The organism is Streptomyces sp. NPDC057854 (assembly GCF_042797055.1).
Classification (GTDB): Bacteria; Actinomycetota; Actinomycetes; order Streptomycetales; family Streptomycetaceae; genus Streptomyces.
Window position 1 is genome coordinate 213207 of record NZ_JBHVMF010000003.1, and the last position, 25679, is coordinate 238885.

General features: G+C 74.6%; 23 protein-coding genes. 16 read left to right on the forward strand and 7 right to left on the reverse strand.

The window, feature by feature from the left end; translation table 11 throughout:
* Nucleotides 1-33: 33 nt before the first annotated feature.
* Both thpR and ACFVQZ_RS07230 read left to right on the forward strand, forming a co-directional pair.
* The gene (gene thpR / locus ACFVQZ_RS07225; protein WP_383620298.1) at nt 34-627 is read left to right on the forward strand and encodes an RNA 2',3'-cyclic phosphodiesterase; all 594 of its coding nucleotides are present in this window, start codon (nt 34-36) and stop codon (nt 625-627) included.
* Between the two features lie 150 nt (nt 628-777).
* Nucleotides 778-1767, forward strand: a complete 990-nt coding sequence (locus ACFVQZ_RS07230; protein WP_030497981.1) for an aldo/keto reductase — start codon at nt 778-780, stop codon at nt 1765-1767.
* 49 nt (nt 1768-1816) lie between these two features.
* Here the strand turns inward: ACFVQZ_RS07230 and ACFVQZ_RS07235 are convergent, their stop codons facing one another.
* Together ACFVQZ_RS07235 and ACFVQZ_RS07240 are read right to left on the reverse strand one after the other, a co-directional pair.
* The gene (locus ACFVQZ_RS07235) at nt 1817-2497 is read right to left on the reverse strand and encodes a GDSL-type esterase/lipase family protein (RefSeq protein WP_030497982.1); all 681 of its coding nucleotides are present in this window, start codon (nt 2495-2497) and stop codon (nt 1817-1819) included.
* Nucleotides 2498-2555: 58 nt separating this feature from the next.
* The gene (locus ACFVQZ_RS07240; RefSeq protein ID WP_383620300.1) at nt 2556-3401 is read right to left on the reverse strand and encodes an alpha/beta fold hydrolase; all 846 of its coding nucleotides are present in this window, start codon (nt 3399-3401) and stop codon (nt 2556-2558) included.
* Nucleotides 3402-3472: 71 nt separating this feature from the next.
* On the opposite strand from ACFVQZ_RS07240, the gene ACFVQZ_RS07245 reads away from it, so the two are divergent.
* Both ACFVQZ_RS07245 and ACFVQZ_RS07250 read left to right on the forward strand, forming a co-directional pair.
* A complete protein-coding gene (locus tag ACFVQZ_RS07245) occupies nt 3473-4462 on the forward strand; it encodes a WD40 repeat domain-containing protein (protein WP_383620302.1) in 990 nt (329 codons plus the stop codon).
* Between the two features lie 98 nt (nt 4463-4560).
* Complete coding sequence (locus tag ACFVQZ_RS07250) at nt 4561-4929, forward strand: hypothetical protein (RefSeq protein ID WP_030497985.1); 369 nt, start codon at nt 4561-4563, stop codon at nt 4927-4929.
* 93 nt (nt 4930-5022) lie between these two features.
* Here ACFVQZ_RS07250 and serC read toward each other — a convergent pair whose 3' ends face one another.
* Entirely contained in the window at nt 5023-6141 is a 1119-nt protein-coding gene (gene serC, locus ACFVQZ_RS07255; protein WP_030497986.1) for a phosphoserine transaminase, read from the reverse strand.
* A 51-nt stretch (nt 6142-6192) separates the two neighbouring features.
* Here serC and ACFVQZ_RS07260 point away from each other — a divergent pair, with 51 nt between their 5' ends.
* Nucleotides 6193-9045, forward strand: coding sequence for an FAD-binding and (Fe-S)-binding domain-containing protein (locus ACFVQZ_RS07260; RefSeq protein ID WP_383620304.1), 2853 nt, complete (start codon nt 6193-6195; stop codon nt 9043-9045).
* Nucleotides 9046-9575: 530 nt separating this feature from the next.
* Nucleotides 9576-10067 (forward strand): SMI1/KNR4 family protein, encoded by a 492-nt coding sequence (locus ACFVQZ_RS07265; protein ID WP_321193448.1) that lies wholly within the window; start codon nt 9576-9578, stop codon nt 10065-10067.
* 2 nt (nt 10068-10069) lie between these two features.
* On the opposite strand, the gene ACFVQZ_RS07270 is transcribed toward ACFVQZ_RS07265, so the two are convergent.
* Entirely contained in the window at nt 10070-10501 is a 432-nt protein-coding gene (locus ACFVQZ_RS07270; RefSeq protein WP_030497989.1) for a VOC family protein, read from the reverse strand.
* 907 nt (nt 10502-11408) lie between these two features.
* Between ACFVQZ_RS07270 and ACFVQZ_RS07275 the strand changes: the two genes are divergently transcribed.
* Nucleotides 11409-11966 carry a GNAT family N-acetyltransferase gene (locus ACFVQZ_RS07275; RefSeq protein ID WP_383620306.1) on the forward strand — a complete coding sequence of 186 codons (558 nt, stop codon included), beginning with the start codon at nt 11409-11411 and terminating at the stop codon, nt 11964-11966.
* Between the two features lie 57 nt (nt 11967-12023).
* Here ACFVQZ_RS07275 and ACFVQZ_RS07280 read toward each other — a convergent pair whose 3' ends face one another.
* Nucleotides 12024-12923, reverse strand: a complete 900-nt coding sequence (locus ACFVQZ_RS07280; protein ID WP_383620308.1) for a LysR family transcriptional regulator — start codon at nt 12921-12923, stop codon at nt 12024-12026.
* Nucleotides 12924-13086: 163 nt separating this feature from the next.
* Between ACFVQZ_RS07280 and ACFVQZ_RS07285 the strand changes: the two genes are divergently transcribed.
* The gene (locus ACFVQZ_RS07285; protein ID WP_383620309.1) at nt 13087-14082 is read left to right on the forward strand and encodes a DMT family transporter; all 996 of its coding nucleotides are present in this window, start codon (nt 13087-13089) and stop codon (nt 14080-14082) included.
* A 5-nt stretch (nt 14083-14087) separates the two neighbouring features.
* Here ACFVQZ_RS07285 and ACFVQZ_RS07290 read toward each other — a convergent pair whose 3' ends face one another.
* Nucleotides 14088-14738, reverse strand: a complete 651-nt coding sequence (locus ACFVQZ_RS07290) for a hypothetical protein (protein WP_383620311.1) — start codon at nt 14736-14738, stop codon at nt 14088-14090.
* A gap of 244 nt (nt 14739-14982) precedes the next feature.
* On the opposite strand from ACFVQZ_RS07290, the gene ACFVQZ_RS07295 reads away from it, so the two are divergent.
* Nucleotides 14983-15165 carry a DUF1272 domain-containing protein gene (locus ACFVQZ_RS07295; RefSeq protein ID WP_030494911.1) on the forward strand — a complete coding sequence of 61 codons (183 nt, stop codon included), beginning with the start codon at nt 14983-14985 and terminating at the stop codon, nt 15163-15165.
* A 29-nt stretch (nt 15166-15194) separates the two neighbouring features.
* Here the strand turns inward: ACFVQZ_RS07295 and ACFVQZ_RS07300 are convergent, their stop codons facing one another.
* A complete protein-coding gene (locus ACFVQZ_RS07300; RefSeq protein WP_383620313.1) occupies nt 15195-15767 on the reverse strand; it encodes a dihydrofolate reductase family protein in 573 nt (190 codons plus the stop codon).
* A gap of 174 nt (nt 15768-15941) precedes the next feature.
* On the opposite strand from ACFVQZ_RS07300, the gene ACFVQZ_RS07305 reads away from it, so the two are divergent.
* The 7 genes from ACFVQZ_RS07305 to ACFVQZ_RS07335 all read left to right on the forward strand — a co-directional run bounded on the left by ACFVQZ_RS07305 (nt 15942) and on the right by ACFVQZ_RS07335 (nt 25674).
* On the forward strand, nt 15942-16760 hold the full coding sequence (locus tag ACFVQZ_RS07305; RefSeq protein WP_383620315.1) for a TIGR03084 family metal-binding protein: 819 nt from the start codon (nt 15942-15944) through the stop codon (nt 16758-16760).
* On the forward strand, nt 16757-18439 hold the full coding sequence (locus tag ACFVQZ_RS07310; protein WP_383620317.1) for an acyclic terpene utilization AtuA family protein: 1683 nt from the start codon (nt 16757-16759) through the stop codon (nt 18437-18439). Before ACFVQZ_RS07305 ends, ACFVQZ_RS07310 begins: the two co-directional genes overlap by 4 nt.
* A 106-nt stretch (nt 18440-18545) precedes the next feature.
* Nucleotides 18546-20144: an acyl-CoA carboxylase subunit beta gene (locus ACFVQZ_RS07315; protein WP_383620319.1), complete on the forward strand. Its 1599-nt coding sequence runs from the start codon at nt 18546-18548 to the stop codon at nt 20142-20144.
* An 8-nt stretch (nt 20145-20152) separates the two neighbouring features.
* Nucleotides 20153-22027 carry an acetyl/propionyl/methylcrotonyl-CoA carboxylase subunit alpha gene (locus ACFVQZ_RS07320; protein WP_383620321.1) on the forward strand — a complete coding sequence of 625 codons (1875 nt, stop codon included), beginning with the start codon at nt 20153-20155 and terminating at the stop codon, nt 22025-22027.
* Nucleotides 22024-23157 carry an acyl-CoA dehydrogenase family protein gene (locus ACFVQZ_RS07325; protein WP_383620323.1) on the forward strand — a complete coding sequence of 378 codons (1134 nt, stop codon included), beginning with the start codon at nt 22024-22026 and terminating at the stop codon, nt 23155-23157. Before ACFVQZ_RS07320 ends, ACFVQZ_RS07325 begins: the two co-directional genes overlap by 4 nt.
* Nucleotides 23158-23305: 148 nt before the next feature.
* Nucleotides 23306-23965, forward strand: a complete 660-nt coding sequence (locus ACFVQZ_RS07330; protein WP_383620325.1) for an excalibur calcium-binding domain-containing protein — start codon at nt 23306-23308, stop codon at nt 23963-23965.
* Nucleotides 23966-24105: 140 nt separating this feature from the next.
* Nucleotides 24106-25674: a 4-coumarate--CoA ligase family protein gene (locus tag ACFVQZ_RS07335; protein ID WP_030494903.1), complete on the forward strand. Its 1569-nt coding sequence runs from the start codon at nt 24106-24108 to the stop codon at nt 25672-25674.
* Nucleotides 25675-25679 lie beyond the last annotated feature (5 nt).

Here is a 25679-nt window from a genome sequence, read left to right on the forward strand (position 1 = left end):
CCGGACCGGCCCCGGCCTGACAGACTGGCGCGCATGAGGCTCTTCGCCGCCGTGCTGCCGCCCGCCGACCGGGCCGCCGAGCTGGCCGCCGTCGTCGACCGGCTCCAGGCCCTGCCCGGCGCGGACGCCCTGCGCTGGACCTCCCGCCCGGGCTGGCACTTCACCCTCGCGTTCATGGGCGAGGTCGACGACGACCTCCTGCCGGACCTGCGCGCCCGGCTCGCCCGCGCCGCCCGCCGCACCCCGCCGTTCGGGCTCCGGCTGCGCGGCGGCGGCCACTTCGGCAGGCGCGCCCTGTGGACCGGCGCCGCCGGCGACCTGGACGCCCTGCGGCTGCTCGCCGCGCGCGCCGACGCGGCGGCCCGGAAGGCCGGCGTCCCGATGGAGGAGCACCGCCGCTACCAGGCGCACCTGACGATCGCCCGCGCCCGCGGCGAGGGCACCGCGCTGACCCCGTTCCTGGACGTCCTGGACGGCTTCGAGGGCACCCGCTGGCAGGTGCCCGAGCTGGCCCTGGTCCGCTCCCGCCTGCCGGTGAGCGGGCTGCGCGGCGAGCAGCCCCGGTACGAGACGGTGGCCGCGTGGCCGCTGGAGGGCGGTGCGGGGGCGCGCGGCGGATCCGGTTAACCTCATGGGGTGGACCCGAAGACCCGTAACCGGATCATGGCCGGTGTGCTCGTACTGATGTTCGCGGTGATCGCGCTGACCTCCGTGGCCGGGCAGTAGCGCAGGTAACCCCTTGCTTCGAGCGCGCTCCAACGAGTTGGCTGGTGACTCATGGAGTACACGCAGCTCGGACGCACCGGACTCAAGGTCAGCCGCCTCGTCCTCGGCACGATGAACTTCGGCCCGCAGACCGACGAGGCCACCAGTCACGCGATCATGGACGCCGCGCTCGGCGCGGGCCTGAACTTCTTCGACACGGCCAACGTCTACGGCTGGGGCGTGGAGAAGGGCCGCACCGAGGAGATCATCGGCTCCTGGTTCGCCCAGGGCGGCGGCCGCCGCGACAAGACCGTCCTCGCCACCAAGGTGTACGGGAACATGGGCCCCGACGGCGAGGCGTGGCCGAACCACGACAAGATCTCCGCGCTCAACATCCGGCGCGCGGTGGACGCCAGCCTCAAGCGGCTCGGCACCGACTACATCGACGTCTACCAGTTCCACCACGTCGACCGCGCCACCCCCTTCGACGAGGTCTGGCAGGCCATCGACGTCCTCATCACCCAGGGCAAGATCCTCTACGCCGGCTCGTCCAACTTCCCCGGCTACAAGATCGCCCAGGCGAACGAGGCCGCCGCCCGCCGCGGCATGGTCGGCCTGGTCAGCGAGCAGTGCCTCTACAACCTCTACGAGCGCCGCGCCGAGATGGAGGTCATCCCGGCCGCGCAGGAGTACGGCCTCGGCGTCATCCCGTGGTCGCCGCTGCACGGCGGCCTGCTCGGCGGCGTCCTGAAGAAGGAGACCGAGGGCAAGCGCCGCACCGAGGGCCGCGCCGCGGAGACGCTGGCGGACCCGGCCAAGCGCAAGCAGTTCCAGGCGTACGAGGACCTGCTCGACAAGCACGGGCTGGCGCCCGGCGAGGTCGGCCTGGCCTGGCTCCTCACCCGCCCCGGTGTGACCGGCCCGATCGTCGGCCCCCGCACCCCGGAGCAGCTGGACGGCGCCCTGCGCGCCCTGGAGCTGGAGCTGCCGGACGAGCTCCTGGCCGAGCTGGACGAGATCTTCCCCGGCCCGGGCCCGTCCCCGGAGGCGTTCGCCTGGTAGTCCCGGCGTCCCCCGGCCGTGGCCGGCCGTCCGCGCGCGGCGCGGCGGGCTACGGCCGGTACGGCCCGCCCAGCCCCCACGCCTGGTGCATCGCGCCGGCGAAGGCGGCGGCCAGCTTGTGCTCGCCGCTCGGCCCCGGGTGCGTGCCGTCGTACGTGTCCTCCTGGAGGTCGTACGACTCCGGGACCGTCGCCAGCAGCAGCGGCGAGGCCGCCGCGTCGAGGTCGGCGACCGCCTTCGCGAGCAGGTCGTTGAAGCGGGCGCACTCGGCGGCGAAGGCCGCGTCGTAGCCGGCGCGCACGTTGGGGATCACCGGCAGCAGCACCGCCCGGACCCCCGGCCGGGCGGTGCGCGCGGCGGCCAGGAACGCCCGCACGTTCGCCTCGGTCTGGTCGCTGTTCGTGTAGAAGCCCAGGTCGATCAGGCCGAGCGAGACCAGCAGCACGTCCGCGCGGGTCGCCGCGACGGTGTCCCCGATGACCGGCGCCATGTGCAGCCATCCCTCGCCCCACCCGGCCAGGTGGCGGCGGGCCGCGGCCGGGAAGGCGGGGTCGGCGTACGCGTCGGACACCGGCGCGTCGGCCTCGGGGTCGTACAGCCCGGTGCGCGGCCCGACGATCTCGTACCCGCCCGGCAGCGTCGCCTCCAGGTGCCGCCACATGCGGTACCGCCAGGTCCAGTCGCCGGCGCGTCCGATGGTCATGCTGTCGCCGACGAACAGAAAACGCATGGTCACATCATTCCGGACCCCGTCACCCACCGGCGACGTGATCCGGACCACGGCCCGCTCATCCCAGGAACGCGCCGACCGTCCCCGCGAACCCCTCCGGGTCGTCGTGCCACGGGAAGTGCCCGCCGCCCGCGACGACCGCCAGCCGCGCCGCCGGGAACAGCCCCGCGTACGCGGCGGCCGTCGGCACCGGCGTGTTCACGTCGCCCTCCCCGGCCACCACCAGCACCGGCCGCGCGAAGTCCGCGAAGGCCGCCCGGGTCGCCTCCGGGTCGTACGCCCCCGCGCTCCCGTACACCCCGGCCGCCTCCCCGTTCCGCTGCCGGTCCGCCGCCGCGTGCCGCTCCCGGGCCGCCGCGTCCCACGTCCCGTGGAAGAACGGCGCGACCTTCCCGAACGCCTCCGCCGACCCCCGCCCCGCCGCCAGCTCCTCCAGCGCCGCGTACGCCTCCGCGAACCACGGCTCGCCCGTCCGCCACGCCTGCCGCGCCGCCGCCAGCCGCTCCTCCCCGGACGTGTCGAGCCCGGCCGCCGCGACGCCCGGCGCCACCAGGACCAGCCGCCCGACCCGCTCCGCGTACCGCGTCACGTACAGCGCCGCCAGGTTCGCCCTCGCCGAATGCCCCAGCACGTCCACCGTCCCGAGCCCCAGGTGCGCCCGCAGCGCCTCCACGTCCTCGACGAGCCGGTCGCAGCGGTACGACGCCGGGTCGTCCGGCACCGCCGACGCGCCCGTGCCCCGCAGGTCCAGCCGGATCAGCGTCCGGTGGGCGCCGAGCCCGCCCAGCCCGCCCAGATAGGCCGAGTCCTGCATCGGCCCCCCGGGCAGGCACAGCAGCGGCGCGCCGGAACCGGACACGTGGTACGCGAGCAGGGTGCCGTCGGCGGCACGGAAGGCAGACATGGCCGGACCATGACAGCGGCCCGGGAGCGGGTCAAGCGGGTTTCCCCGCACGCCATGGCACGCTTGATCCCATGCGATCTGCTCTGTGCGCCCTCGGCGCTGCCGCCGCCCTGGCGCTGCTGCCGGCCGGCCATGCCCGCGCCGAAGGGCAGGACCCCGACCGGGACTTCACCCTCCAGGACGCCCGGATCACCGAGTCCAGCGGCCTCGCCGCCAGCCGCGCCCACCCCGGGATCTACTGGACGCACAACGACCAGGACGAGCCGCGCCTCTTCGCCGTCGACTCCCGCACCGGCAGGACGGTCGCGACGATCACCCTCACCGGCGTCGGCACCCCCCGCGACATGGAGGCCGTCTCCGTCGGCCCCGACGGCGCCGTGTACGTCGGCGACATCGGCGACAACCTCGACGGCTCCTGGGACCACGTCTGGATCTACCGCTTCCCCGAGCCGAAGACCCTCAAGGACCAGACCGTCCGCGCCCAGCAGTACGTCGTGAAGTACGCCGACGGCCCCCGCAACGCCGAGGCGCTGATGGTCCACCCGAAGACCGGCCGCGTCTACATCGCCAGCAAGAACGAGGACGGCGGCGGCCTCTACGAGGGCCCCGCCCGCCTCTCCACCTCCGGCACCAACACCTTCCGCCGCATCGGCGAGGTCCCGTGGGTGACCGACGGCGCCTTCTCGCCCGACGGACAGCGGCTGCTCCTGCGCGGCTACTTCAGCGCCCGCGAGTACGCGTGGAAGGACGGCCGCATCGAAGGCGACGGCACCTCGCCCGGCGCCCCCTTCCAGGGCCAGGCGGAATCCGTCACGTACACCCTCGACGGCACGGGCATGATGTTCGGCTCCGAGGGCGCGCAGAGCCGCGTCGTCCGCGTGGACCGCCCGGACGCGCCCCGCCCGCAGGAGCCGGACGGCAGCGCTCCCGCCCCCGCCCCCACCGGCGCGGACACCCCCTCCGCGGCCGAACCCGGCGGCAGCGCCACCAAGGGCTTCCTCGTCCTCGCCGGCGCCACCGTCCTCGTCCTCGGCATCAAACGGCTCCTCCGCCGCGACTGACGGAACCCCCTCCGCCCCCTCCGCCCCCTCCGCCCCTCCCGCGCGACCCCCGGCCGCCCCGGGAGGAGACTGGAAGGAGACCGAAGAGGTGAGGCGTCATGACGGCATTCACGCGCGAGGACACCCCGGTCGCCATGGAAGGAGACGGCCTGGACTTCCGGATGCGGGAGGCGGGCGGCGGCATGAGCGTCGCCTTCATCCACCTGCCCCAGGGCACCGACCTGGCCCCCGCCCTCAAGGGCCTGGAGGGCGACCTGTGCCCGTGCCCCCACTGGGGCTACCTGTTCCGCGGCCGCATCAAGATGCGGACCGCGACCGGCGACGAGGTCTACGAGGCCGGGCAGGCGTACTACTGGGGCCCCGGCCACGCCCCCGAGGCGCTGGAGGACAGCGACGTCGTCGAGTTCTCCCCGACGGAGGAGTTCACCGCCGTCATCGACCACGTCAAGGCGCAGGCGGCCGGCTGACGGAAGCGGAAGGGGAAGGGGCGGCCCGGAAGACGGAAAAGGGAAGGGGCCCGGCATCGTGCCGGACCCCTTCCCTTCTGCCTTGAGCCGTGATCAGAGGCGCTCGATCACGTAGTCGACGCACGCCGTCAGCGCCCGCACGTCCGCCGGGTCGACCGCCGGGAACATCGCGATCCGCAGCTGGTTGCGGCCCAGCTTCCGGTACGGCTCCGTGTCCACGATCCCGTTCGCGCGCAGCACCTTCGCGACCGCCGCCGCGTCGACGTCGTCCGAGAAGTCGATCGTGCCGATGACCTGCGAACGCTTCGCCGGGTCCGCGACGAACGGCGAGGCGTGCTTGGACTCCTCGGCCCACGCGTACAGCGCGTCCGAGGACTCCTTCGTCCGGGCCACCGCCCAGTCCAGACCACCCTGGCCGTTGATCCACTTCAGCTGCTCGTTCAGCAGGAAGAGGGTCGCGAGCGCCGGGGTGTTGTACGTCTGGTTCTTCAGCGAGTTGTCGATCGCCGTCGGCAGCGAGAAGAACTCCGGGACGTGCCGGCCCGACGCGTGGATCCGCTGCGCCCGCTCCAGCGCGGCCGGCGAGAACACCGCCAGCCACAGGCCGCCGTCGGCGGCGAAGGACTTCTGCGGGGCGAAGTAGTAGACGTCCGTCTCGGTGATGTCCACCGGCAGACCGCCCGCGCCGGACGTCGCGTCCACGAGGACGAGCGCGCCCTCGTCGGCACCCGCCACCCGCCGGATCGGGGCGGCGACACCGGTCGAGGTCTCGTTGTGCGTGTACGCGTACACGTCGACGCCCGCCTCGGCCACCGGCTCCGGGTGGGTGCCCGGCTCGGAGGAGATCACGGACGGCTCCGCCAGCCACGGGGCCAGCTTCGCGGCCTTCGCGAACTTCGAGGAGAACTCGCCGAAGGAGAGGTGCTGCGACTTGTTCTCGATCAGACCGTGCGTCGCGACGTCCCAGAAGGCGGTCGAGCCGCCGTTGCCCAGGATCACCTCGTAGCCCTCGGGCAGCGAGAAGAGCTCGGAGACGCCGGAACGGACCTCGCCGACCAGGTTCTTGACCGGAGCCTGGCGGTGGGAGGTGCCCAGGAGAGAGGTGCCGGTGGCGGCCAGGGCGTCCAGCGCCTCCGTCCGCACCTTGGAGGGGCCCGCGCCGAAACGGCCGTCTGCGGGCTTGATGTCAGCGGGAATCTGGATATCGGCCACGAGCCGGAGCGTAACGGGTCGGCAAGCCCCGAAGCGCCCGATGTCCGCCGGATGAGACGACGGACGAGACATCCTTGCGTCGTGGGAACACACGAGGGCACACACGCAGCACTGGCCGCCGACCTGAGGTCCGCGCTCGCCGGGGACGTCGACTTCACCCCCGCCGCACGGGCGCTCACCAGCATGGACGCCTCCAACTACCGCCGCGTGCCCGCCGGTACGGTCGCGCCCCGCGACGCCGACGACGTCGCCGCCGCCCTGGAGGTCTGCCGTACCCACGGCGTCCCCGTCGTCCCGCGCGGCGCCGGCACCTCCATCGGCGGCCAGGCCACCGGCACCGGCGTCGTGCTCGACCTCACACGCCACATGGACGGCCTCGTCTCCCTCGACCCCGGGGCCCGCACCGCCGTCGTCCGCCCCGGCCTCGTCCTCGGCCGGCTGCGGGAGGCGGCCCGCCCGTACGGCCTCACCTTCGGCCCCGACCCCTCCACCCACAGCCGCTGCACCCTCGGCGGCATGATCGGCAACAACGCCTGCGGGGCGCACTCGGTCGCCTGGGGCACCACGGCGGACAACGTGCGCTCCCTCGATGTGGTGACCTACTGGGGCGAGAGGTTGACGCTGGGGAGGGACGGGCAGGGCGCACCCGCCGGTCTCCTCGATCTCGTGGGCCGGCGGCTGGAACTGCTGCGGACCGGCTACCCGCCCGGCCTGCCCCGCCGGATCTCCGGCTACGCACTGGACGCGCTGCTCCCGGAGAAGGGCACGGACGTCGTCCGCTCCTTCGTCGGCAGCGAAGGCACCCTCGGCGTGGTCACGGAGGCGACCGTCCGCCTCGTCCCGCTCCCCGCCGAACCCGTCCTCGTCGTCCTCGGATACGCCGACGAGACGGCGGCGGCCGACGCGGCGGCCGGCCTGCTGCCGCTCGGACCGCTGACCGTCGAGGGCATGGCCGCCGACCTCGTCCCCGGCGGAGGCGCCGGACTGCCCCGGGGCGGGGCCTGGCTGTTCTGCGAGGTCGACGGCACCGGCGCCGCCGCCCGCCTGGTCCGCGCCGCCGACGCCCTCGACGCGGCCGTCGTCCGCGACCCGGCCGGCCAGAGGGCCCTCTGGCGGATCCGCGAGGACGCCGCCGGAACCGCGACCCGCATGCCCGGCGGCGAGGACGCCTGGCCCGGCTGGGAGGACTGCGCCGTCCCGCCCGCCCGGCTCGGCGCCTACCTCCGCGACTTCCGCGCCCTGCTCGCCGAACACGGCCTCCGGGGCACCCCCTACGGGCACTTCGGCGACGGCTGCGTGCACGTCCGCATCGACTTCGACCTCTGGACCCCGGAGGGCGTCCGCACCTTCCGCCGCTTCTCCGAGTCCGTCGCCGCTCTCGTCGTCGCGCACGGCGGCTCCCTCTCCGGCGAACACGGCGACGGCAAGGCCCGCGCGGAACTGCTGCCCCGCATGTACGGGGACGACCTGGTCGCCCTGTTCGCCGCCGTGAAGGACGTCTGGGACCCGGACGGCGGCCTCAACCCGGGCATGCTGGTCCGGCCGGAACCGCTCGACACGGGGCTCCGCTTCGCGGGCCTGACGGGGCGGTCGGACGCGGGACCGCCGCCGGTCGAACTGCCCCTGCTCCGGCTCGGTCGGGAGGCCGCCCGCTGCGTCGGCGTCGCCAAGTGCCGCGTCGCCGGGCCCAGCCAGGGCGACGCCGTCATGTGCCCGTCCTTCCGCGCGACCGGCGAGGAACGGCACTCCACGCGCGGACGCGCCCGCCTCCTCCACGAGATGGCCCTCGGCGACGTCGTCACCGACGGCTGGCGGTCCCGGGAGGTCCGCGAGGCGCTGGACCTGTGCCTGTCCTGCAAGGGCTGCCGCAGCGACTGCCCGGTCGGCGTCGACATGGCCGCGTACAAGGCGGAGTTCCTGGACCGCCACTACTCCGGCGCCACCGGCCCGCTGCGCCGGCCGCGCGCCCACTGGACGATGGGCGGACTGCCGCGCTGGCTGGACGTGTTCGGGCGCGGCCTCAACGCGCTGACCCGGCTGCCGTACGCCGCCGGGCTGGCCGGCGTGACCCCGGAGCGCCCGCTCCCGAAGGTCGCCGACCGCACCTTCACGCGCTGGTACGCCGAGCGCGCCTCCGCCCGCCCGCCGGCCCTCGTCCTGTGGCCCGACACCTTCACCGACCACCTGGCCCCCCAGGTCGGCCGGGCCGCGCTGCGGGTCCTGGAGGCGGCCGGCCTGGGCGTGACACTGCCGGAGGGCCGCGTCTGCTGCGGCCTCACGTACGTGTCGACGGGCCGCCTGGGGGCGGCGCGCCGGGTGATGCGGCGGACGCTGGACGTGATGGAGGGCGGGGAGGCGGGGGGCGTGGGGAGTGGGGGAGGCGGGGAGTCGGGCGGCTCGCCGTCGCTCCCGGTGGTCGTCCTGGAGCCGTCCTGCGCGGCGGCCCTCCGCACGGACCTCCCGGAACTCCTCCCGGACGACCCGAGGGCCGCGCGCCTGGCGGCGCGGGTCCGCACCTTCGCGGAGGCCCTGGAGGAGCTGGCCCCCGACTGGACCCCGCCCCGCGTCGACCGCCCGGTCGCCGGCCAGACCCACTGCCACCAGCACGCCGTCCTGGGCGACGCGGCGGACCGCCGCCTGCGGGAACGCGCCGGCCTGACGGGTGCGCTGGCGGGCGGCTGCTGCGGACTGGCGGGCAACTTCGGCTTCGAACCCGGCCACGAGGAGGTCTCCCGCGCCTGCGCGGAGGACCAGCTGCTCCCGGCCCTGCGCGAGGCAGCGCCGGAAGCGGAGGTCCTGGCCGACGGCTTCTCCTGCCGCACCCAGATCACCCACCTGACGGACCGCAGGCCCCGCCACCTGGCGGAGGTCCTGGCGGAGGGCCTGGAGACGGAGGGCCGGTAAGGCGCGGAGGGGTGCGTGGGGTGGGCCGGGTTCGTGGGTGCGGGTGCGGCCGCCCTCTTTCCGAGAGTGGCGCCTTCCGGTGCCGCGTCAAGGGCGCCTCCGGCGTCGCTGCGCGATGGCCTCCGGCCACCCTTGACCCGGCACCTCCAGACGCCGGACGACTCTCGGAGGGCGGCCGGGGGCGGGGCCACCGGAACGGCCGGGTATCGCTCCGGTGGTTTGTCGGATGCTGGCCGGTGGGTGGGGGCTCGGTTTGTGGCGTGCGTGAGTGGGGCCGTGCGGGTTGGCCAGGGTGCGCGGGAGTGGAATGGGGTGGACCGTGACGGCTCGGCGGGTGACGGCCGTCGGGGGGTCGGGCTTCAGGCCCCGCTGGGCACTGTTCGCGGTGGTTTCCTGCGCGGAGTGGCGGGCCGGGAGGTGAAATGCCGGGTTTGTGGGCAGTTTGGGGTGCGGGGTGGCCGCTTCGCGCGAGTTACCGTCCTGGTATGGGTGGATGGGAGGCTCGGGCGGTTCGTGCGCGGGTGGGGGAGTTGGCTCTCGGGGACCCCGGGCTGGAGCGGTTCGGGGCGCGTACGCATCGGTACGCGCTGCGGCCACCGCTGCCGGTACGGGAGATCCGGGCCTTCGAGGCGACCCACGGCATTCGCCTGCCGGAGGCGTACCGGTCCTTCGTCGTGGAGGTCGGCGACGGCCCCGCCGGGCCCGCCCACGGCCTGATGCCGTTGACGGCCGCCCGCCCGGACGACGACTGGGCCGTCGACGACGAGTGGCGGGAGGACCGCCTCCCGGGCAGGCTCGCCGCCCCCGCCCCGACCGCGCCGGTACCCGGCCCGATCGGCGGGCGGGCGGACGGCCTCACTCCTGGCACGCTCATGCTGACCGAACTCGGCTGCGGCATGTACGCCCGCCTCGTCCTGAACGGCCCTCATGTCGGAGAGGTCTGGCAACTGGACACGGACTGGGCGGGGTTCGTGCCGACGGCCCCCGACTTCCGTACGTGGTACGAGGAGTGGTTGGGCTGATCTCAGGTGAGGCAGAACTCGTTGCCCTCGATGTCCTGCATCGTGATGCACGACTCGTTGACGCCGTCGGCGCGCTGCGTCAGCACGTGCTTCCCGCCGAGCGCCACCAGCCGCGCGCATTCGGCCTCGAGCGTGGCAAGGCGCTCGTCACCGACGAGCCCGGCGCCGGCCCGGACGTCGAGATGAACCCGGTTCTTGACGACCTTGCCTTCGGGTACCCGCTGGAAGAGCAGACGCGGGCCCGCACCCGAGGGATCGGTGCACCCGAAGTAGATCTCGTCCTCGGGCGGCAGCGTGCGGTGGTACTCCTCCCACGTGGCATAGCCGTCCGGGACCGGCGGTATGACGTACCCCAGCACCTCGCACCAGAAGGCGGCGAGACGCGCGGGCTCCGCGCAGTCGAAGGTCACTTGGATCTGTTTGATCTTTGACATCGGCGCACGATAACAGGACGCTGCGGATCTCCCCAGGACATAAAATCCGCCCATCTGCCGTCCGTGCGTGCCCTGTTCGCAGACAACCCGGCGCCCGCTCACCCTCCACCCTCCGCGCAATGCACGTAACTCGCGCGAAGCGGCCACCCCGCACCCCAAACTGCCCATAAACCCGGCATTTCACCTCCCGGCCCGCCACTCCGCGCAGGAAACCACCACGAACAGTGCCCAGCGGGGCCTGAAGCCCAACCCCCGACGGCCGTCACCCGCCGAGCCGTCACGGTCCACCCCATTCCACTCCCGCGCACCCCGACCCCACCCCAACGGCCCCACCGGCGCACGCCACAAACCGAGCCCCCACCCACTCACACCCGCCCGAAGAACCGGCCGAAGCGATACCCGAACCCCCCACCCGCCGGCCAGCATCCGACAAACCACCGGAGCGATACCCGAACCCCCCACCCACCGGCCCGCACCCCGCCCCACCACCGGAGCGATACCCGGCCGTTCCGGTGGCCCCGCCCCCGGCCGCCCTCCGAGAGTCGTCCGGCGTCTGGAGGTGCCGGGTCAAGGGTGGCCGGAGGCCATCGCGCAGCGACGCCGGAGGCGCCCTTGACGCGGCACCGGAAGGCGCCACTCTCGGAAAGAGGGCGGCCGCACCCGCACCCACGAACCCGGCCCACCCCCCGCACCCCTGAGCGCCCGGTCGGCGACCGGCTGCGGTCTCTCCTTCGTCAGGGCCGGCCGCGGTCAGCGGCCTCCTCCCGCCCAACGAGCAGGCACCGCCGAAGAAACGATCAGCTAGGGGTGCCGGTCGGCAGGGCCCTTCCGGTGGGCGCCCTGCCGCTGTAGGCGTTCGCCGCGGAGGGGATGCCTGACGGGGCGTGCGGGCGGGTAGGTCCGGCGGATGGAGCTGTCGCCCTTGCCCCGTACCTCCCGTCTCGCCCTGCGTGAGCCGGTTGTCGACGACGTACCCGCCGTGCACGCGATCTACGGTTCCGCGGCCGTGACCGAGCACCTGAGTTTCGAGCCCCGGTCGGTGGACGAGGTGCGGGGGATCGTGGGGCGGGCGGTCGCGTCGGCGCGGGCCGTGCCCCGGGAGGAGTACGCGCTGGCGGTGGTCGAGCGCGGCTCGGGCGCGCTCGTGGGGTTCACGCGGCTGGCGCTGGATCCGCACCAGCAGCGCGCGGCGACGGTGGGGTTCGCGCTGCGGCGGGAGTCGTGGGGCGTGGGGTACGGGCGGGAGACCGTCGGGCTCCTGCTCGGCCTGGCCTTCGGGGTGCTGGACCTGCACCGGGTGTGGGCGGCGCGGGCCCCGCTGAACCTGGCCTCCGCCCGGACGCTGCTGGCCGCCGGGTTCACGGAGGAGGGGCGGATCCGGGGGCACGTCTTCGTACGGGGCGCGTGGCGGGACTCCGTCACGTACGGGATCCTCCGCGAGGAGTGGGAGCCCGGGCCCGGGTGACCGCCGGCGCTCCGGTCGCCCTCGGCAAGGCGCTCAGCGCCAGAACTCCGGCGGCCCTCACCCCTCGTCGACGATCGCGCGGGCCATGCGCACCAGGGCCTCCGTCGCCGGGTGCGGGAAGGCGTCGCGCCAGGCGAGGACCACCGGCAGCGGGGGTGCGTCGGGGAGGGCCCGGTAGGTGACGCCGGGGTGGGGGTGGAGGGCGGCCGTGGAGGCGGAGGAGACGCCGACGCCCCGGGCGGCGGCGATGGCGGTGAGCCAGTCGTCGGTGTTGGCGACCGTGAGGGTGCGGGTGGGGCGGGCGGGCAGGGGCCACAGGGTGAGGGTGGTCGTGCCGGAGACGGTGTTGAGGACGATCGTCTCCTCCGCCAGGTCGAGCAGCGTGAGGTCGCCGGGGCGGTCCGCGAGGGGGCTGTCGGCGGGGAGGGCGGCGACCCTCGGTTCGGTGGTGAGTTCGGCGGTGACGAGGCCGGGGGCTTCGACCGTGCCGCGCAGCAGGGCCGCGTCGACCTGTCCGCGGGCGAGGCCGGCGGTGCGGTCGTCGACGCGGAGGAGTTCGAGCGGGGTGTCGGGGTGTTCGCGCTGCCAGCGGCGCAGCAGTGGGGTGGTGTACGGGCCGTAGGCGGACCAGGCGTGGCCGAGGCGCAGGGGGCGGTGGCGCAGGCGCGCGGGGTCGACGGCGGCGCCGAAGGCGGCGAGCGCGGCGGCGGCGCGTTCGCGGAAGGCGCGGCCCTCGGCGGTGAGGGCGAGGTGGTGGGTGGAGCGGTCGACGAGCCGGGCGCCGAGGTGCCGTTCGAGGGCGGCGAGGGTGCGGGAGACGGCGGGCTGCGTGAGGTGGAGGCGGGCGGCGGCGCGGGTGAGGTTCTGCTCCTCGGCGATGGCGAGGAAGCAGCGGAGGTGGCGCAGCTCGATGCTCACGGTCATGTCCGTGGAGCATAACCGCAGCGTGATCGGCATTTCCGCTGCCGTGCTCCGGCTCCGTAGCGTGGAAGGGGAATTCAGTCGTCAGGGTGCAGTGAGTGCATTACTCTGGACTGAAAGTACAGTGGAATGAACTGAACGACTGAACGGAACATCTACCGGTGGTTCCGGTGGTTCCGGTGTGAGGAGAGTGGGGGCCGTGGACGGTCAGGCGACGGCGGGGGCTTCAGGCGCGGGCGCGGTGGTGGCGGCGGCCGGAGCGACGGGCACGGCCCCGGGCCCGGCGCCGCTCGCCACCCCCGCGGGCGGCCCTGCGACAAGCCCCGCCCCCACCCCCACCCCACCCCGCGCCGCCCGCCTCGGCCCGGTCGCGCTCGTCGTCGCCGGCGGGCTGTCCGTCCAGTTCGGGTCGGCCATCGCCGTGCTGCTGATGCCCCGGGCCGGGGCGCTCGGTGTCGTCACGCTGCGGCTCGTGCTCGCCGCGCTGGTGCTGCTGCTGGTCTGCCGGCCCAAGGTGCGCGGCTACAGCCGCGCCGACTGGGGGACGGTCGTCGCCTTCGGCGTCGCCATGGCCGGCATGAACATCCTCTTCTACCAGTCGGTCGACCGGATCCCGCTCGGCGCCGCCGTCACCCTGGAGGTGCTCGGTCCGCTGATCCTCTCCGTCGTCGCCTCCCGCCGGCTCGTCAACCTGCTCTGGGCCGGCCTCGCGCTCGGCGGCGTCGCCCTGCTCGGTGGCGGCGGGTTCGACCGGCTGGACCCGGTCGGCGCGGGCTTCGCGCTCGCGGCGGGCGCCATGTGGGCCACGTACATCGTCTTCAGCGCGCGCACCGGCCGCCGCTTCCCGCAGGCCGACGGCCTGGCGCTCGCGATGGCCTTCGGTGCGGTGCTCAGCCTGCCGTTCGGCATCGCGGAGGCGGGCGGCGCGCTGCTCGTGCCGTCGACGATCGGCCTGGGCCTCGGCATCGCGCTGCTGTCATCGGTGCTGCCGTACACCCTCGAACTCCTCGCCCTGCGCCGTCTGCCCGCCCCCACCTTCGCCGTCCTGATGAGTCTGGAACCGGCCATCGCGGCGGGCGCCGGCTTCTTCATCCTGCACCAGGCGCTGTCGGTGACCGACGCACTCGCCATCGCGCTCGTCATCGGGGCGAGCATCGGCGCGGTCCGTACGCAGAAGGCGGCGGTGGGCGCGTAGGGCGGTCAGGGGGCGGCGGGGCGGCGCTTGCCGTACGCCTCCGGCCAGGCGCGCCGCTCCTCGACCAGGAACACGGCGGCGGCGACCGCCTGCGCGACCGCGTACAGGGCGCCGAAGACGGCGAGGACGACGAGGCCGGGGTGTCCGGTGAGCGCGGAGGCGGCGCCGAGCACCAGGCCGGCGAGGACCGCGGCGAGCAGCGGGCGGTAGACGGGCGGGCCGCCCGCGCGGGTGACGGAGACGGGCACGTCGAGTCCGGCGCCCTGGCCGGCGGCGATGGCGTCGTCGAGGGCGTCGGCCTCCTGCGCCGGCACCTCGAAGACGTGCTGGGAGCCGTCCGGGGCGGAGTACCGCATCAGGCCCCACTCCCTGTCCCGGGCCGCGTTCGAGGTGTGGCCGGTGAGGCCGTGGGGGAGCGGGACGGTGCGCCGCCAGCGGGACCGGAAGGCGAGGCTGCCGCTGAGGAGGTGCCCGGTGACCGGGTTCCGCGGGTACGGGCTCCGGCCGCCCTCGGTCCAGTACCGGCAGGGCACCGCGACCCGCCGTCCCTGCCGCATCCCGCCGAGCCGCCACCGCGCGCGGGCGCCGCGGAACGCGCCGGGGGCGAGGAAGCCCGCGAAGAGCGCGCACACGCCGAGCGCGTCCCACCAGTCCACGACGACCCCCCTCGCCCGCCACCGATCCTTCCGAGGGTGGGGCGGGCCGGGTGCGGCGTCAATGGGGGCGGGGACATTCCAGCCCTCCGGCTCCGGGTGCGCGCCGGCAGTCCAGCCCACCGGCTCCGGGTTCGCGCGGCATTCCGGCCACCGGCTCCGGGTTCGCGCCTCCGTGGCCCGATCCTGTCGTTCTCCGGCCGTCTCCCTGTTTCGGTGGCCGCTCCCGCCCGCCGATCATGGGCGCATGGCCCTGGAGATGCGCGACCGCTGCGAACGCTGTGAGACGACGGCCCTGCCGGCCGACGGACCCGCCCGGATCTGCTCGTACGAGTGCACCTTCTGCGTGCCCTGTACGGAGGAGATGGCCGGCACCTGCCCCAACTGCGGCGGCGAACTGGTCCCGAGGCCGCGCCGCCGCGCCTCCTAGCGGCCGGGCGGACGACCCCGTACCCGCCGTCAGCGGACGACGTCGAAGACCTGCTTCTGGATGCCGTTCGCGTACGCCTCGTGCTCGACGAGCTTCAGCTTCTGGGCGTCCTTGTCCGTGGTGCTGAAGAGGCGCTTGCCGGCGCCGAGGAGGACCGGGAAGACCAGCAGGTGGTAGCGGTCGATCAGGCCGGCGTCGGAGAGGGCGCGGTTCAGCGACGCGCTGCCGTGCATGATGACCGGTCCGCCCTCGGTCTCCTTCAGGGCGGCGACGTCCTCGACCGAGCGCAGGATCGTCGTCGGGCCCCAGCCGGGGACCAGGTCGCCGTCGGTGAGGGTGGTGGAGACGACGTACTTCGGCATCTCCTTGTAGTCGGCGAACTCCGCCATGCACGGCCACACCGGGCTGAACGCCTCGTAGCTGACCCGGCCGAGCAGCATCGCGGTCGCCTCCTGCTGCTCGCGGCCCTTGATCTCGTACGCCTCCGGCAGGAAGTCGAGGTCCTTGAAGGTCCAGCCGGAGTTCCGGTAGCCCTCCTCGCCGCCGGGGGCCTCGACGACGCCGTCGAGGGAGACGAAGGCGGTGCTGATGAGCGTGCGCATGTCGGTGCCTCGGATCTCTCTGCTGCTGCGGTCGCTTTCATGATCTAGGACGGTGCGCGCGGCCGGAACTCATCGGCCCGGCCGGGACTTTTTTCAAGCAAGCACGCTTGATTGTTTTGCGGATCGCTGCCATGCTCCGACTCCTCAGGCCCGTCCTCCCGAGGGGAGCGCACCGTGTCCGACCCCGCCGCCGTTCGCGCGGTCATCGCCGACCTGCGCGCCGAAGGCGACGAACTCGACGCGCTCGTCGCCGAGTTGGCCGACGAGGAATGGGGCCGGCCGACGCCCGCCCCGCGCTGGACCGTCGCCCACCAGATCGCGCACCTCGCCTGGACCGACCGGGCCGCGCTGCTCGCGATCACCGACGGCGACGCGTTCGCCGCCGAGGTGGAGAAGGCGGTCGTCGCGCCGGAGCGGTTCGTCGACGACGGGGCCGAGGAGGGGGCCGCGCTGCCGCCCGCCGTGCTGCTCGCGCGCTGGCGGGAGGGGCGGGAGCGGCTGCGCCAGGCGCTGCTCGGGGTGGCGCCGGGCGGGCGGTTCCCCTGGTACGGGCCGCCGATGAGCGCGCCGGCGATGGCGACCGCGCGGCTGATGGAGACCTGGGCGCACGGCCAGGACGTGGCCGACGCCCTCGGGGCCGTACGGAAGCCGACCGCGCGGCTGCGGCACGTCGCCTGGATCGGGCACCGGGCCCGTGACTACGCCTACTACGCGCGGGGGCAGCGGCCTCCGGCCGAGCCGGTGCGGGTGGAGCTCGTGTCCCCGGACGGGGAGGTGTGGGCGTACGGGCCGGAGGACGCGGCCCAGCGGGTCACCGGGACCGCGCTGGACTTCTGCCTGCTGGTCACCCAGCGGGTGCACCGGGACGACACCGGGCTGCGGGCCGAGGGCGCCGACGCGGAGCACTGGCTGCGCATCGCCCAGGCGTTCGCGGGGCCCGTCGGGGCGGGGCGCGCGCCGCGGGGGCGCGCGCCGAAGGGGGGTGCGCGGTGAGGCCGCTGCGGATCGGGAACGCGTCCGGGTTCTACGGCGACCGGTTCGACGCGGTCCGGGAGATGCTGACGGGCGGCCCGCTCGACGTTCTCACCGGGGACTACCTCGCCGAGCTGACCATGCTCATCCTCGGCCGGGACCTGCTGAAGGACCCGTCCGGCGGATACGCGAAGACGTTCCTGCGGCAGATGGAGGACGGGCTGGGGCTCGCCCACGAGCGCGGGGTCCGGATCGTCGCCAACGCCGGCGGGCTCAACCCGGCCGGGCTCGCCGACGCCCTGCGGGAGCTGGCCGCGAAGCTGGGCCTTCCGGTGCGGGTCGCGCACGTCGAGGGCGACCGGCTGCCGGCCGGGCCGGGCGTGCTGACCGCCAACGCCTACCTCGGCGGCGCCGGGATCGCGGCCTGTCTCGCGGGCGGCGCGGACGTCGTCGTCACCGGCCGGGTGACCGACGCGGCGCTCGTCACCGGGCCCGCGCAGTGGCACTTCGGCTGGGGCCCGGAGGAGTACGACCGGCTCGCCGGGGCCGTCGTCGCCGGGCACGTCCTGGAGTGCGGCACCCAGGCCACCGGCGGCAACTACGCCTTCTTCCGCGAGCACGCCGGCCGGGACCTCGTCCGGCCCGGCTTCCCGCTCGCCGAGCTGTACGAGGACGGGTCCGCGGTCGTCACCAAGCACCCCGGCACCGGCGGCTTCGTCGACGTCGACACCGTCACCGCCCAGCTGCTGTACGAGACGGCCGGCGCCCGGTACGCCGGGCCCGACGTGACGGCCCGGCTGGACACCGTCCGGCTCGCGCAGGACGGGCCCGACCGGGTGCGGATCGACGGCGTGCGGGGCGAGGCGCCGCCGCCGGTGCTGAAGGCGGGCCGCTGCCGGCTCGGCGGCCACCGCAACGAGGTCGTCTTCGTCCTGACCGGCCTCGACGTGGAGGCGAAGGCGGCGCTCGTCCGCGCCCAGGTCGGCGCCGCGCTCGCCGCCGACCCGCCGGCCGAGGTCCGCTGGGAGCTGGCCCGCACCGACCGGGAGGACGCCGCCACCGAGGAGACCGCGAGCGCGCTGCTCCGGCTCGTCGTCCGCGACCAGGACCCGGGGAAGGTGGGCCGGACGGTGACGGGCGCGGCGATCGAGCTGGCCCTGGCGAGCTACCCGGGCTTCCACGTCACCGCCCCGCCCGGCAGGGGCGCCCCCTACGGGGTCTTCGAGACCGCGTACGTGCCCGCCGCCGACGTCCCGCACACGGCCGTGCTGCCCGACGGGACCCGTCTCCCCGTCCCCGTGCCGCCGGAGACCCGCGCCCTGGAGCCCGTGCCCGCGCCGGACCTTACGCCGCCGCTGCCGCGCGGCGCGACCGTCCGCGCGCCGCTCGGGAGGATCGCGGGCGCCCGCAGCGGCGACAAGGGCGGCGACGCGAACGTGGGGGTGTGGGTGCGGACGGAGGCGGAGTGGCGGTGGCTCGCGCACACGCTGACCGTCGACATGTTCCGCGAACTGCTGCCGGAGACAGCTGAGTTGGACGTCACCCGGCACGTGCTGCCGAATCTGCGGGCGCTGAACTTCACCGTCGCCGGGCTGCTCGGCGAGGGCGTCGCCTCGCAGGCCCGGTTCGACCCGCAGGCGAAGGCCCTCGGCGAATGGCTCCGCTCCCGGCACGTCGACGTACCGGCCGAACTGCTGTGACCGCCCGCCCCGTGCCGCCCGCCGCCGTTCCACCCGCCCCGTTCCGCCCGCCCCGACCTTCCGGAGGACCCGCCGTGACCGCCCGCCCCGACCCGGAGGAACTGCCGTGACCGTCCTCGCCTCCGCCCTCGACACCGGCGGAACCGACTACCGGGAGCATCGGGCCGCGATGCTGGAGAAGCTCGCCGCGCTCGACGCCGAGCACGCCAAGGCGCTCGCCGGCGGCGGCGAGAAGTACACCGCCCGGCACCGGAAGCGCGGCAAGCTGCTGGCCCGCGAGCGGATCGAGCTGCTGGTCGACCCGGACTCGCCGTTCCTGGAGCTGTCGCCGCTCGCCGCCTGGGGCAGCGCCTACCCGGTGGGCGCGTCGCTGGTCACCGGCATCGGCGTCGTCGAGGGCGTCGAGTGCCTGATCACCGCCAACGACCCGACCGTGCGCGGCGGCGCCTCCAACCCGTGGACGCTGAAGAAGGCGCTGCGCGCCAACGAGATCGCGTACGCCAACCGGCTCCCGGTGATCTCGCTGGTCGAGTCCGGCGGCGCCGACCTGCCGTCGCAGAAGGAGATCTTCATCCCGGGCGGGGCGCTCTTCCGTGACCTCACCCGGCTGTCCGCCGCCGGCATCCCGACGGTCGCGGTCGTCTTCGGCAACTCGACGGCCGGAGGGGCGTACGTGCCCGGCATGTCCGATCACACGGTGATGATCGAGGAGCGGTCGAAGGTGTTCCTCGGCGGGCCGCCGCTGGTGAAGATGGCGACGGGCGAGGAGAGCGACGACGAGTCGCTGGGCGGCGCGGCGATGCACGCGCGCGTGTCGGGGCTCGCCGACCACTACGCCGTCGACGAGGCGGACGCGATCCGGCAGGCTCGCCGGATCGTCGCCCGGCTCAACCACCGCAAGGCGCACCCGGATCCGCCGCTCGCGCAGCCGCCGAAGTACGACCCGGAGGAGCTGCTCGGGATCGTGCCGGGGGACCTGAAGACGCCGTTCGACCCGCGCGAGGTGATCGCCCGGCTCGTGGACGGCTCGGACTTCGACGAGTTCAAGCCGCTGTACGGGGCGTCGCTGGTGACCGGGTGGGCGCGGCTGCACGGCTATCCGGTGGGGATCCTCGCCAACGCGCAGGGGGTGCTGTTCTCCGCCGAGTCGCAGAAGGCCGCGCAGTTCATCCAGCTCGCGAACCAGCGGGACATCCCGCTGCTGTTCCTGCACAACACCACCGGCTACATGGTCGGCAGGGAGTACGAGCAGGGCGGCATCATCAAGCACGGCGCGATGATGATCAACGCGGTGGCGAACTCGAAGGTGCCGCACCTGTCGGTCCTCATGGGGGCGAGCTACGGCGCCGGGCACTACGGCATGTGCGGCCGGGCCTACGACCCCCGGTTCCTGTTCGCGTGGCCGAGCGCCAAGTCGGCGGTCATGGGGCCGCAGCAGCTCGCCGGGGTGCTGTCGATCGTGGCGCGGGCGTCGGCGGCGGCGAAGGGGCAGCCGTACGACGAGGAGGCGGACGCGGGGCTGCGGGCGCTCGTCGAGGCGCAGATCGAGTCCGAGTCGCTGCCGGTGTTCCTGTCCGGCCTGCTCTACGACGACGGGGTGATCGACCCCCGCGACACGCGCACGGTCCTCGGGCTGTGCCTGTCCGCGATCCACACGGCACCGGTCGAGGGCGCGCGCGGCGGCTTCGGCGTCTTCCGAATGTGAGGCTTCACGTGATCAGGACCGTCCTTGTGGCGAACCGCGGCGAGATCGCCTGCCGCGTCTTCCGCACCTGCCGCGAGCTGGGCATCGCGACCGTCGCCGTGCACTCCGACGCCGACGCGGACGCCCTGCACGTGCGGGAGGCGGACGCGGCGGTCCGGCTGCCGGGGGCGGCGCCCGCGGAGACGTACCTGCGGGGCGACCTCGTCGTGGCGGCGGCGCTCGCGGCCGGCGCGGACGCCGTCCACCCCGGTTACGGCTTCCTCTCCGAGAACGCGGACTTCGCGCGGGCCGTGACGGCCGCCGGGCTGGTGTGGATCGGGCCGCCGCCGGAGGCCGTCGAGGCGATGGCGTCGAAGACCCGGGCGAAGGAGCTGATGGGCGTCGCCCCGCTCACCGACGTCACCGGGGCCGACCTGCCGGTGCTGGTGAAGGCGGCGGCGGGCGGCGGCGGGCGCGGCATGCGGGTGGTGCGCGAGCTCGGCGAGCTGGACGCGGCGCTGAAGGCGGCGGCGGCCGAGGCGGAGAGCGCCTTCGGGGACGGCGAGGTGTTCGTCGAGCCGTACGTGGAGGACGGCCGGCACGTCGAGGTGCAGGTCCTCGCCGACGCGCACGGCACGGTGTGGACGCTCGGCACCCGGGACTGCTCGCTGCAGCGCCGGCACCAGAAGGTGATCGAGGAGGCCCCGGCGCCGGGGCTGCCGCCCGCGCTCGTCGAGGAGCTGTACGCGCGGTCGGTGAAGGCGGCGAAAGCCGTCGGGTACGTCGGGGCGGGCACGGTGGAGTTCCTGGTCGCCGGGGGCCGGGCGCACTTCCTGGAGATGAACACCCGCCTCCAGGTGGAGCACCCGGTGACGGAGGAGGTGTACGGCGTCGACCTGGTCGCCCTCCAGATCGCCGTCGCCGAGGGCACCCCGCTGCCGCCCGAGCCGCCGGCGCCCCGGGGCCACGCGGTGGAGGCCCGGCTGTACGCGGAGGACCCGGCGGCGGGCTGGGCCCCGCAGACCGGCGCCCTGCACGCCTTCGCGGTGCCCGGCGTGCGCGTCGACACCGGCTACGCCTCCGGCGACACGGTGCCCGTGCACTACGACGCCATGCTCGCGAAGGCCGTCGCGCACGCGCCGACCCGCGCCGAGGCGGTCCGCCGGCTCGCCCACGCGCTGGAACGGGCCGTGATCCACGGCCCGGTCACCAACCGCGACCTGCTCGTCGCCTCGCTGCGGCACCCGGACTTCCTGGACGCCGACCGGCTCGGCACCGGCTTCTACGAGCGGCACCTGGACGCGCTCGCCCGGCCCCGCGACGGGGAGGGCCACGCGGCCGTCGCCGCCGCCGTCGCCGACGCGGCCCGGGCCGGCGGCCGGTTCGGCGGCGGCTGGCGGAACGTCCGCTCGGCGGACCAGACCCGGACGTACGGGGACCACGAGGTCCGCTACCGGCCGACCCGCGACGGCGGCTTCGAGGTCACGGCGCCGGAGGGCGTCCGGGTGGTGAGCGCCGCGCCCGACCGCGTACGCCTGGAAACGGGCGGTGTCGTGCGGGACTTCCCGGTGGCGTCGTACGGGGACGGGATCGTCCACGCCGGCCCGTACCGGCTCGCGGCCCGCCCCCGCTTCACCGACCCGCGCGAGCAGGTCCTCCCCGGCTCCCTGCTCGCCCCGATGCCCGGCACCGTCGTCCGGGTCGCCGACGGGCTCGCCGCCGGCGACCGGGTGACCGCCGGGCAGCCGCTGCTCTGGCTGGAGGCGATGAAGATGGAGCACAAGGTCGCCGCTCCCGCCTCCGGCACGCTCACCGCGCTCCACGCCGTCCCCGGCCGCCAGGTCGAGGTCGGTGCCCTGCTCGCCGTCGTACAGACCGATGCACAGGAGGACCAGACCGTATGAGCACCGACATCGAACCGGCCGAGCACACCGAACTCCGCGCCGCCGTCTCCGCGCTGGGCCGCCGCCACGGCCCCGGCTTCGACCGGGCGGCGCTGTGGGCGGAGGCGGGGAAGCTCGGCTACCTGGGCGTGAACCTGCCGGAGGAGTACGGCGGCGGGGGCGGCGGCATGGCCGAGCTGTCCATCGTCCTGGAGGAGGCGGGCGCGGCCGGCGCGCCGCTGCTGATGATGGTCGTCTCGCCGGCGATCTGCGGGACGGTCATCTCCCGCTTCGGCACGGAGGAGCAGAAGGCGGCGTGGCTGCCGGGTCTCGCGGACGGGTCGCGGACGATGGCGTTCGGCATCACTGAGCCGGACGCCGGGTCCAACTCGCACCGGATCACGACGACGGCCACCCGCACCGGGGACGGCTGGGTCCTCAACGGCCGGAAGGTGTTCGTCTCCGGCGTCGACATCGCGGACGCGACCCTGATCGTCGGCCGCACGTCGGACGCCCGCACCGGGAACCTGAAGGCGTGCCTCTTCATCGTGCCGCGTGACACCCCCGGTTTCGGGCGCCGCCAGATCGAGATGGAACTCGACGCGGATGAGAAGCAGTTCGAGCTGACCCTCGACGACGTGCGGCTGCCGGCGGACGCGTTGGTCGGTGACGAGGACGCGGGGCTGCTCCAGCTCTTCGCCGGGCTCAACCCGGAGCGGATCATGACGGCCGCGTTCGCGATCGGCATGGGCCGCTACGCCCTCGGCCGGGCCGTCGCGTACGCGAAGGAGCGGCAGGTGTGGAAGACGCCGATCGGCGCCCACCAGGCCATCGCCCACCCGCTCGCCCAGGCGCACGTCGAGCTCGAACTCGCCCGGCTGATGATGCAGAAGGCGGCGAAGCTGTACGACGCGGGCGACGACCTCGGCGCGGGCGAGGCCGCCAACATGGCGAAGTACGCGGCGGGCGAGGCGTGCGTGAAGGCCGTCGACACCGCCGTCCACACCCTCGGCGGCAACGGCCTCACCAAGGAGTTCGGCCTCGCCCGGCTGATCCCGGCGTCCCGCGTGGCCCGGATCGCGCCGGTCAGCCGGGAGATGGTCCTCAACTTCGTCGCGACCCACTCCCTGGGACTGCCCAAGTCGTACTGAGTCGCGGACGGAGTCCCGTACTGAGTCCTGTACGGAGTCCTGTACCGAGTCCCGGAAACCGCACCCCGGTTGTGAAGGTCCTGTGTACGATCCACGGCCACGGCACCCCGCTCGGTGCCGTGGTCCCTTCACGTCCCTGGAGTCGCGCGTGTACCCGCAGACCAACCCGTACCAGCCCGCCCCGGCGTGGCAGCCGCCGCGCCGGTGGTGGCAGCACCCGGCGCTGATCGTCACGCTGCTCGTGCTGCTCCCGCCCGCGGGCATCGTCCTGGCGTGGCTGGGCCGGTGGACGACCCGGACGAAGACCGTGGCGACGGTGCTGTCCGCGCTGTGGTTCGTGCTGATCCTGGTCCAGGAGCCGGAGAAGGAGCCGAAGACGCCGGGCGACGACCCGAAGCCGGCCGTGACGGCGTCGGCGACGGCCGACCCGGCGCCGACGACCGCGTCGCCCGCGCCGACGCCCACGGTCGAGCCGACCACCGAGCCGCCCACGCCGGCGCCGGAACCGACGACCGAGGCGCCCATACCCACCCCCACCCCGACCCCCACCCCGACCCCCACTCCGGAGCCCACGACCGAGGCGCCGACCACCCGGGCCCCCGAGCCCACGACCCAGGCCCCGACCACGCGGGCCCCGAAGCCCGTCCAGACGACCCAGCCGCCGGAGACGGCCGAGCCGGAGCCCGAGCAGGTCTACTACGCCAACTGCACGGCCGTCCGGGCCGCCGGCGCCGCCCCGATCCACGCGGGCGAGCCCGGCTACAGCCGCAAGCTGGACCGCGACGGCGACGGCGTCGCCTGCGAGTGACCCGCCCCTGCGCACGCAGGACCCCTCGTAAACCATGCATGCGCGCTTGATTGTTTCGCGGGGTGCTGCCAGGGTCTCCCCAAGCGGTCCCCGCACGGGCGATCCTGGCGGCCACCTTCCACCTCTCCAGGGGGTCACGCATGGTGTTCCACAGCGAGTACGAGCCCGTCCCCGCCCTGTCCGTCCCCATCCACGACGCCGTCCTCGGCGGGGCCGCCGCCTTCGGTGACGCGCCCGCGCTGGTCGACGGCGCCGGCGGCCTGACGCTCACGTACGCGCAGGTCGACGCCTTCCACCGGCGGGTCGCCGCCGGACTCGCGGAGGCCGGGGTGCGCAAGGGCGACGTGCTCGCGCTGCACAGCCCCAACACCGTGCTCTTCCCGGTCGCGTTCTACGCCGCCACCCGCGCCGGCGCCGCCGTCACCACCGTCCACCCGCTGGCCACGCCCGAGGAGTTCGCCAAGCAGCTGCGGGACTCGGCGGCGCGCTGGATCGTCACCGTCTCGCCGCTCCTCCCGGCCGCCCGGGCCGCCGCCGAACTGGCGGGCGGCGTCGAGGAGATCTTCGTCTGCGACACGGCGGAGGACGGCACCCGGTCGCTCCAGGCGTTCCTCGCCTCCGCCGCGCCCGAGCCGGAGATCGCCGTCGACCCCGCCGAGGACGTCGCCGCCCTCCCGTACTCCTCCGGCACCACCGGCACCCCCAAGGGCGTGATGCTCACCCACGCCTCCATCGCGACGAACCTGGCGCAGCTGGAGCCCTTCATCCCGATGGGCCCGGGCGACCGGATCCTCGCGGTGCTCCCCTTCTTTCACATATACGGTTTGACGGCCCTCATGAACGCGCCCCTCCGCAAGGGCGCCACCGTCGTCGTCCTGCCCCGCTTCGAGCTCGACACCTTCCTCGGCGCGATCCAGCGGCACCGCATCAACGGCCTGTACGTGGCCCCGCCGATCGTGCTCGCGCTCGCCAAGCACCCCGCCGTCGCCGACTACGACCTGTCCTCGCTGGAGTACATCGTCTCGGCCGCCGCCCCGCTCGACGCGGCGCTCGCCGAGGCGTGCTCGCAGCGGCTCGGGCTGCCGCCGGTGCGGCAGGCGTACGGCATGACCGAGCTGTCCCCGGGGACGCACGTCACGCCGCTCTCCGTGGAGCACCCGCCGCCCGGCACCGTCGGGAAGCTGCTGCCCTCCACCGAGATGCGGATCCTGTCGCTCGACGACCCGGCGAAGGACGCGGCGCCGGGGGAGGAGGGCGAGATCGCCATCCGGGGGCCGCAGGTCATGAAGGGGTACCTGGGGCGGCCGGACGCCACCGCCGCGATGATCGACGCCGACGGCTGGGTGCACACCGGCGACGTCGGGCGGGTCGACGCCGACGGCTGGCTGTACGTCGTGGACCGGGTGAAGGAACTCATCAAGTACAAGGGCTTCCAGGTCGCCCCGGCCGAGCTGGAGGCCCTGCTCCTCACCCACGAGGGCGTCGCCGACGCCGCCGTCATCGGGGTGACGGACGCCGACGGCACGGAGGTGCCCAAGGCGTTCGTGGTGCGCCAGCCGGCCGCGCCCGGGCTCACCGCCGAGGAGGTCATGGCCCACGTGGCCGCCCGGGTCGCCCCGTACAAGAAGGTCCGGGCCGTCGAGTTCGTCGACGCGGTGCCCCGGGCCGCCTCCGGAAAGATCCTGCGCCGCGAGCTGCGAGAGAGCTGAGGTAC